The 6000-nt window shown below is 65.8% G+C and carries 5 protein-coding genes; 1 reads left to right on the top strand and 4 read right to left on the bottom strand.

The features are described from left to right. From MJD61_12495 to MJD61_12485, 3 genes are all read right to left on the bottom strand, one after another. Nucleotides 1-450, bottom strand: a 450-nt coding sequence (locus MJD61_12495) for a hypothetical protein (GenBank protein MCG8556087.1), incomplete at its 3' end; no start/stop codon positions are given. A 667-nt stretch (nt 451-1117) separates the two neighbouring features. Beyond that, nucleotides 1118-1849 (bottom strand): hypothetical protein, encoded by a 732-nt coding sequence (locus MJD61_12490; GenBank protein MCG8556086.1) that lies wholly within the window; start codon nt 1847-1849, stop codon nt 1118-1120. Between the two features lie 81 nt (nt 1850-1930). Beyond that, nucleotides 1931-3586: an NAD+ synthase gene (locus tag MJD61_12485; GenBank protein ID MCG8556085.1), complete on the bottom strand. Its 1656-nt coding sequence runs from the start codon at nt 3584-3586 to the stop codon at nt 1931-1933. 110 nt (nt 3587-3696) lie between these two features. Between MJD61_12485 and MJD61_12480 the strand changes: the two genes are divergently transcribed. Beyond that, nucleotides 3697-4275 (top strand): 4Fe-4S dicluster domain-containing protein, encoded by a 579-nt coding sequence (locus MJD61_12480; protein ID MCG8556084.1) that lies wholly within the window; start codon nt 3697-3699, stop codon nt 4273-4275. Between the two features lie 30 nt (nt 4276-4305). Here MJD61_12480 and MJD61_12475 read toward each other — a convergent pair whose 3' ends face one another. Next, on the bottom strand, nt 4306-5799 hold the full coding sequence (locus tag MJD61_12475; protein ID MCG8556083.1) for a zinc-ribbon domain-containing protein: 1494 nt from the start codon (nt 5797-5799) through the stop codon (nt 4306-4308). Nucleotides 5800-6000 lie beyond the last annotated feature (201 nt).

Genomic DNA, 6000 nt, shown 5'->3' with positions numbered 1-6000 from the left:
CTGCAGGTCGCACTTCTCCACGCACTCCTGCACGGCCTCCGCTTCGACATAGCACTTGGGTGGAGGAATGCTCACGAGGAGTTGGGACGGGCCCGCAAGCGCACTGGCCACCACGCCATCCACGGCCGCGGAGACCATGCCGCAGCTGACCTCGACCTCGAGCTGCCCTTCCGGTGGGTTGTCGGGCAGCTCCACGTCGAGCGCCTTCGCCATGGCCTCGCATACTCGATGCAGTTTCCGAGTGACCGCCCAACCCTGGTGTCGAAAATCGTTGGCGGCATCGATCAGTCGCTGCGCTTTTGTCAGCAGCTGCCCCTGTGGCGTCTCACGGCTGGCTCCAGCCACCCTGCACGCCGCCCGTGGCAGATTGCTCGCCCAGTCCACCTCGTTACAGGCGCTTGTTCCGGAAATCGCCGCAATACCTAGAGCCAGTCCGAGGTGTCTGTGCATAGTTTTGCCTTACCTCCCATCCTTCACCACGCGGCATTCGAACGCGCTCAGGTACGGTCCGCCATCGATGGCAGGATGATCCCTTTAACCTCAAGCTCCCGTAAAGTGCCCTATGACCGTGCCCTTGATGACCGACACCCCCAGCTACGCGCCGACCTCGAGCGCCGCCGGGAAGAGGAAGCAAGGCACCAAGGCACACAACCGGAGGCGGGCCCAAAGGACGCCGGGGAGTTTGGACCGTTTGGGCCCGAAGTAGGGGTTGCTTTCGGACTGCACGCGTTATCCGGAAATCGATCTACTGGGATTCGCGCGAACGACAGAACAACAACGAGGTTCGTTGGTGCACGTTTGGCACACCGAATAGGCTATCATAAACAAAACTACGTTCTTACTATGCTCCACTACGACGTGCAAACCGCTTCGCAGCGCAACCGCGCAGCGGCGAGTCACACATAACTCATCCCCAAAATCTATATTGGGGAGCAAAAACACGCAAGGCAGTCAAGCCGATTTTTGCGGCCACTTTCTCGGAGGCGAGGGGTGAATCGTATGTCCGCGCGTCCATCGCCGTCGAATGGGCAGGGCTCGCCTGTGTAACGCGATTGCGCCAACGAGATGGCAAGCGGTACTAGTCTCGCGTAGTCTCGAGTTACGCGGTCACTCGAGACTACGGTGGGCAGGGCGCGTTGCATACCCATAGCCCTCCTGCGCAGTTCTTCGCCATCCCGACACCGCAGCTAGAGAACATGCAGCCGTCGGCTGCCGCACCGCAATAAAGGGTGCAGTGCGTTGTCTGCCCTCGACAAGCTACGCTGCAGCCCTCGCTGACTCCGGCGCATCGAACCTCGCAGTTCGCGCCCATGGCGCACGTCACGTCCACCAGAGCCGCTCCTCGTCCGTCCACGACGCAGTGGGCTCCGGTGCAGTGCACGGTATGGTTGGCCATCGGCATTCCACCGATGGTGCAGCTGGTGAGGGGGTCGCAGCGGTAGCTGCATTCCGTGCCCATGCACTGCAGATCGCAGCACGGCGCGTGACAGGCGCAAGGGCCGGCGCCGCAGGCAACCACGTTGGGACATACCCCGCCGTGCACACCGCCGGCGCCGTGCATACCGCCGGCGCCGTGCATACCTGCACCGCCGTGCATACCGCCGGCACCGTGCATACCGCCGGCGCCGTGTGTTGCTGCGGCGCCGTGTGTTGCTGCGGCGCCGTGTGTTGCCGCGGCGCCGTGTGTTGCTGCGGCGCCGTGTGTTGCTGCGGCGCCGTGTGTTGCTGCGGCGCCGTGTGTTGCTGCGGCACCGTGTGTTGCTGCGGCACCGTGTGTTGCCGCGGCGCCGTGCGAGCTTCCCTCAGCACCCACGTAGCAGCCGACGAGCCACAAAGGAGCACAGACCATTAGCCCGCATCGGTCACCAACTTCGAGCCGCTCCATCATCGTACCGCTCCACGGGAGTCTAGCGCATCCGCGCTGCGCCGCCTACCTGTAAGCTTGTGCTATGGGATAGCGCCTTCCAGGACCGAAGGCTTTGCGCGTTACGATCAAACCGGGCGGCATCTGCCGGCGCTTGTATTCGTTTACGTGGACCATGCGCAGCACCCGTTTTACCGTCCGAGCATCGAAGCCCTGCCTGACGAGCTGCTCGTGCGAGTGTCCGTCTTCGATGTAGCCCTCCAGGATGGCGTCGAGCACTTCGTAGGGCGGCAAGCTGTCCTGGTCGGTTTGGCCCGGCTTGAGCTCGGCACTCGGGGGTTTGGTCGTGATGCTTGCTGAGATGAGGTCGCGGCCGGCCTGCCGATTGATCTCGCTCGCAAGCCGGTAGACGAAAGTCTTGGGCACGTCACTCAGCACAGCAAGCCCACCTGCCATGTCGCCATACAGTGTGCAGTAGCCCACCGCGATCTCGCTCTTGTTTCCAGTCGTGAGCAGGAGATGCCCGGCGCGATTCGACAGTGCCATGAGCACGGTGCAGCGTATCCGCGCCTGGATGTTCTCGAAGGTGGTGTCATCGCCTCGGGACGGCGGCAGCCCTTCGAGCTCGGGCTCAAGCAGATCCAGGAAAGACTGAAAGACCTGGTCGATCGTCACCTGCCGGTGCCCTATTCCGAGTGCGGCAGCGAGCTCGCGCGCATCGATCGCGCTTTGGGCGGATGAGTAGCGGGTAGGCAGCGCCACTCCGAGCACCTTGGATGCACCCAGGGCGCGTGCCGCGATGCAGGCGGTTACCGCGCTGTCAATGCCGCCGGAAAGGCCCAGCACCGCGGTCTCGAATCCGCACTTGGACGCATAGTCTCGAACACCAAGCGTGAGCGCGGACAGCGCCGCCGCTGGATCGGTTGCTGGCAACTGCCGCTGGGGGCCTCCGGGGTTCAAGTCGGCGACCACACAGTCCTCACGAAAGGCCGCGGCTTGCGCCCACACAGCGCCGTCGGGTCCGTAGATCGCGGAGGCCCCATCGAAAACGAGGTCATCGTTGCCTCCGACCTGGTTCACGACTACGAGAGGAACGCCGCTGATCCGGGCAACCGAGGACAGCATCTCCTCACGCTGCCTACGCTTGGGCAACGTGAACGGCGACGCCGAGAGGTTGATCAAGACTTCGGCCCCTTGCGCCAGGCAATCGGCTACTGGATTGCACGCGTAGCGCCCGTGCTGCGGCGAGCTTTGGACGTTCCACAGGTCTTCGCACACACTCAATCCGAGTCGCACTCCAGCGACCTCGTGCACCCCCACGGCGTCGCCAGGCTCGAAGTACCGATCCTCGTCAAAGACGTCGTAGGTAGGCAAAAGACGCTTGTGCACCACGGCTTGGAGCGTCCCCCCGGCGATCACCGCGACCGCATTGCGCAGCCTTCCGGTGCCTGCGTGTTGCGGGACGCGGCTCGGGTAGCCGACCAGCAGCGTCAATTCCGTTGGAGCCTCGCTCGTGAGCGTTTGCAGCCAGGTCTCGCAGTCACGGACGAACGCGGCGCGATCCAGCAGATCGCGCGGCGGGTAGCCGCACAGCGAGAGCTCGGGAAACACGGCCAAGACGGCGCGCTTGGCAGCAGCTTGCCGGGCGAGCTCGAGAATGTGGCGGGTGTTCGCCTCCAGAGCGCCCACGGTGGGATTGGTCTGGCACAGGGCAATACGCATCAGGCCTGCTCTTGTTGGAGTGTAGCCTCTTGCAGCCTGGCGGCGCGTGTCCATGTTGGGCGCAACGAGTTGCCCGCTATGACACAGCGCTGTGGTCCAAGGGGGCTGATGTGAGCGCACCCATCGGCAGGCGCCGCTGGCTCGGTGCCCTGCTGCCCACGGTGGCCGACACGGTGACACGCGCCGTGGCGCCTTCCTTCGAGCTCGAGGCGCAACGCAGGCCTCCGGGAGCGTGCCCGGAGCCGCTCTTTCTCAAGCGCTGCACGCGCTGCGGCGACTGCGTAAAGGCCTGCCCCCACGATGCCGTGCATGTCTTCAGCGAGCAGGCGGGCGCGCTCGCTGGCACTCCGGTGATGGTGCCGGAGCAGCGCGCCTGCCACATGTGCGACGGCTTCCCCTGTGCCGCCGCCTGCGAGGAAGGTGCACTGAGCAGCCCCGCCAGCGCGCTTTGGCCGCTCGGAAAGGTCCGCATCGAGGCGGGACGCTGCATCGCCTTCGCCGGACCCGAGTGTGGGGCCTGCGTGGGCGTGTGCCCTGGCGGCCTGGTTTCCATCCGTCTCGAGCGATGGCGACCGGAGCTCGACCCCGAGACCTGTGTTGGATGCGGCCTATGTATCGAAGCCTGCCCCACGACGCCACCCGCGATCGAGATGCTGCCGCTCGATCCAGCGAATCAGGGCCAAGCATAGGCTCATGCGTTCAGCCTGGATCGGCTGTAGCTAGGCGCCCGGCTGAAACAGCAGCGGGAACTCGGTTTGGGTGTCGTCGGTCGCCGCAGGAAACCGCCACAACTTGACACTCTTTTTGACGCATGCAGCCAGCCCGGGCAGCCCGGCCACAGCGCCCTTGACGCTCACGCGCTTGACGCTGCCGGCTCGACCCACGGTCACTCCCACGGTCAGCTTCACCGGCTCTTCGTAACCGCTGGCCCTCAACGCGCTTTGGTAACAGCGCTGCAAGCGGGGTCGCTGCTTGATGACGACTGCCGTAAGTTGGGCGCGCTTCAGACCCTTGCTGCGCCTACGAACAGGATTCTTGTCGGGCTTGCTCCCCAGGGTCGACGGTGGTTCGGACACGCCCTCTCCCGTCATGCGCCGGAGCATGTCCACGTCCGCCTGCGACAGCGCCGGGCTTTCGGCACCTTGTCGCTTGGGGCGCGGTTTCGAGCCGCGGCCCGAACGCGAGCTGGGACGAGCTCGTGCCTTGATCACCTGATCCGGAACCGCCCCCTCGATTTCGTGCGGCTCGAGCTCGATGCTGGCGGCCGGAGGCTGCGCTGGAGCCACGGCTGCGCGAGCCACCTCGGCAGGCGCGGCCGCCTGAGGTTGCGCGGCACGGGACTCCGGTTTGAACAGCCAGACCCCCAGCACGACGCCCAGCATCAAGAGAAGCGCCCCGCTGCAAAGCGCGACGAACATGGGGCCCAGGAAGGGGCCGCGTACGCTGCCTGCATCCTCGCGAGCAGCCGGCAGTTCGGCCGACGGCCGAAGCGGTTCGGCCGCTGGGGCCGAGGCAGCGGCTGTGGCAGGCGAGAGCGCGGGTGCAGGGGTCGGGGTGGGGGTCGGTGCGGCCGGGAGCAACGCGGAGTCGTTGTCGGGAGCCGATGGGATCGGCACCGGCGCTTCGGCAGCGGGTGGCGTGGCTGCGACCGCTGGCGTGGGTGGGGTCGCTCGGGCTTGGGCAGCAAGACGATCTTCCAGCGAGATGACCTTGCGTTCTCGGGCTCGCGCGGGAGCAGCAGGACGCACCGACCCGGCGGCTGGTGGTGGCGGGGCCAGGAGCGCGGCCAGTTCCGGAAGCTGGGCAATGGCCACCCAGTCGTCCATCCCCTCACACCACGCCAGCGACTCCCCATTCACGGCCCCGGCCGCGATCTTGCGCGCCAGCTCTTCCCTGCGCATAGGCCCGACCGGAATGTCGTTGATGGCCACATGCCAGTGCTCGTTCGCCTCGGGGCTGGGCGGTGTCGTATGCCTAGCTACGCGTCGCTGGAAGTCGGCGCCAAGCGCGGAGCCTTGCGTCTCGGCAGCGCCTGATGGGGGGCGGGCCGGCGCCCGAGCAGAGGCAGAGGCCGCCGTCGAGGCCGTCATGGCCCGTCCACGGATCAGGATTTCCTCGCCGCAGCGCCTGCACGTCATGCGCAAGGTTCGGCCGGAGACCTTTTCGTCGGCGATCTGGTACTTGGCCTTGCAGTTTCCGCAGAGGAACTTCATGGGATCGCGTGTTTCGGACCTTCATCGGGTCGCCGCGCCATCATGCTAGCCTAGCAGCGAGAGACCCGCATGGGTGCCAGCGCTTGAGTGACCGCCGCTTGAGTGACTCCGGGATGGGTAACGCCCGCTGGAGCGACCAACGTGGGGGAAGGTTCGTTTGGGACGTAAACGGCGAGCGTGCCTGCCTCTTGATGCGCGCGG

The sequence above is a fragment of the Pseudomonadota bacterium genome (assembly GCA_022361155.1).
Classification (GTDB): Bacteria; Myxococcota_A; Polyangia; order Polyangiales; family JAKSBK01; genus JAKSBK01.
Note: the sequence above shows the minus strand (reverse complement) of the source record. Positions and strands in the feature narration are given on the sequence as shown.

What these genes read in the sequence shown, in the direction of transcription:
- MJD61_12490 (MCG8556086.1), bottom strand. Translation starts at nt 1,849, where the DNA reads ATGGTCTGTGCTCCTTTGTGGCTCGTCGGCTGCTACGTGGGTGCTGAG.
- MJD61_12485 (MCG8556085.1), bottom strand. Translation starts at nt 3,586, where the DNA reads ATGCGTATTGCCCTGTGCCAGACCAATCCCACCGTGGGCGCTCTGGAG.
- MJD61_12475 (MCG8556083.1), bottom strand. Translation starts at nt 5,799, where the DNA reads ATGAAGTTCCTCTGCGGAAACTGCAAGGCCAAGTACCAGATCGCCGAC.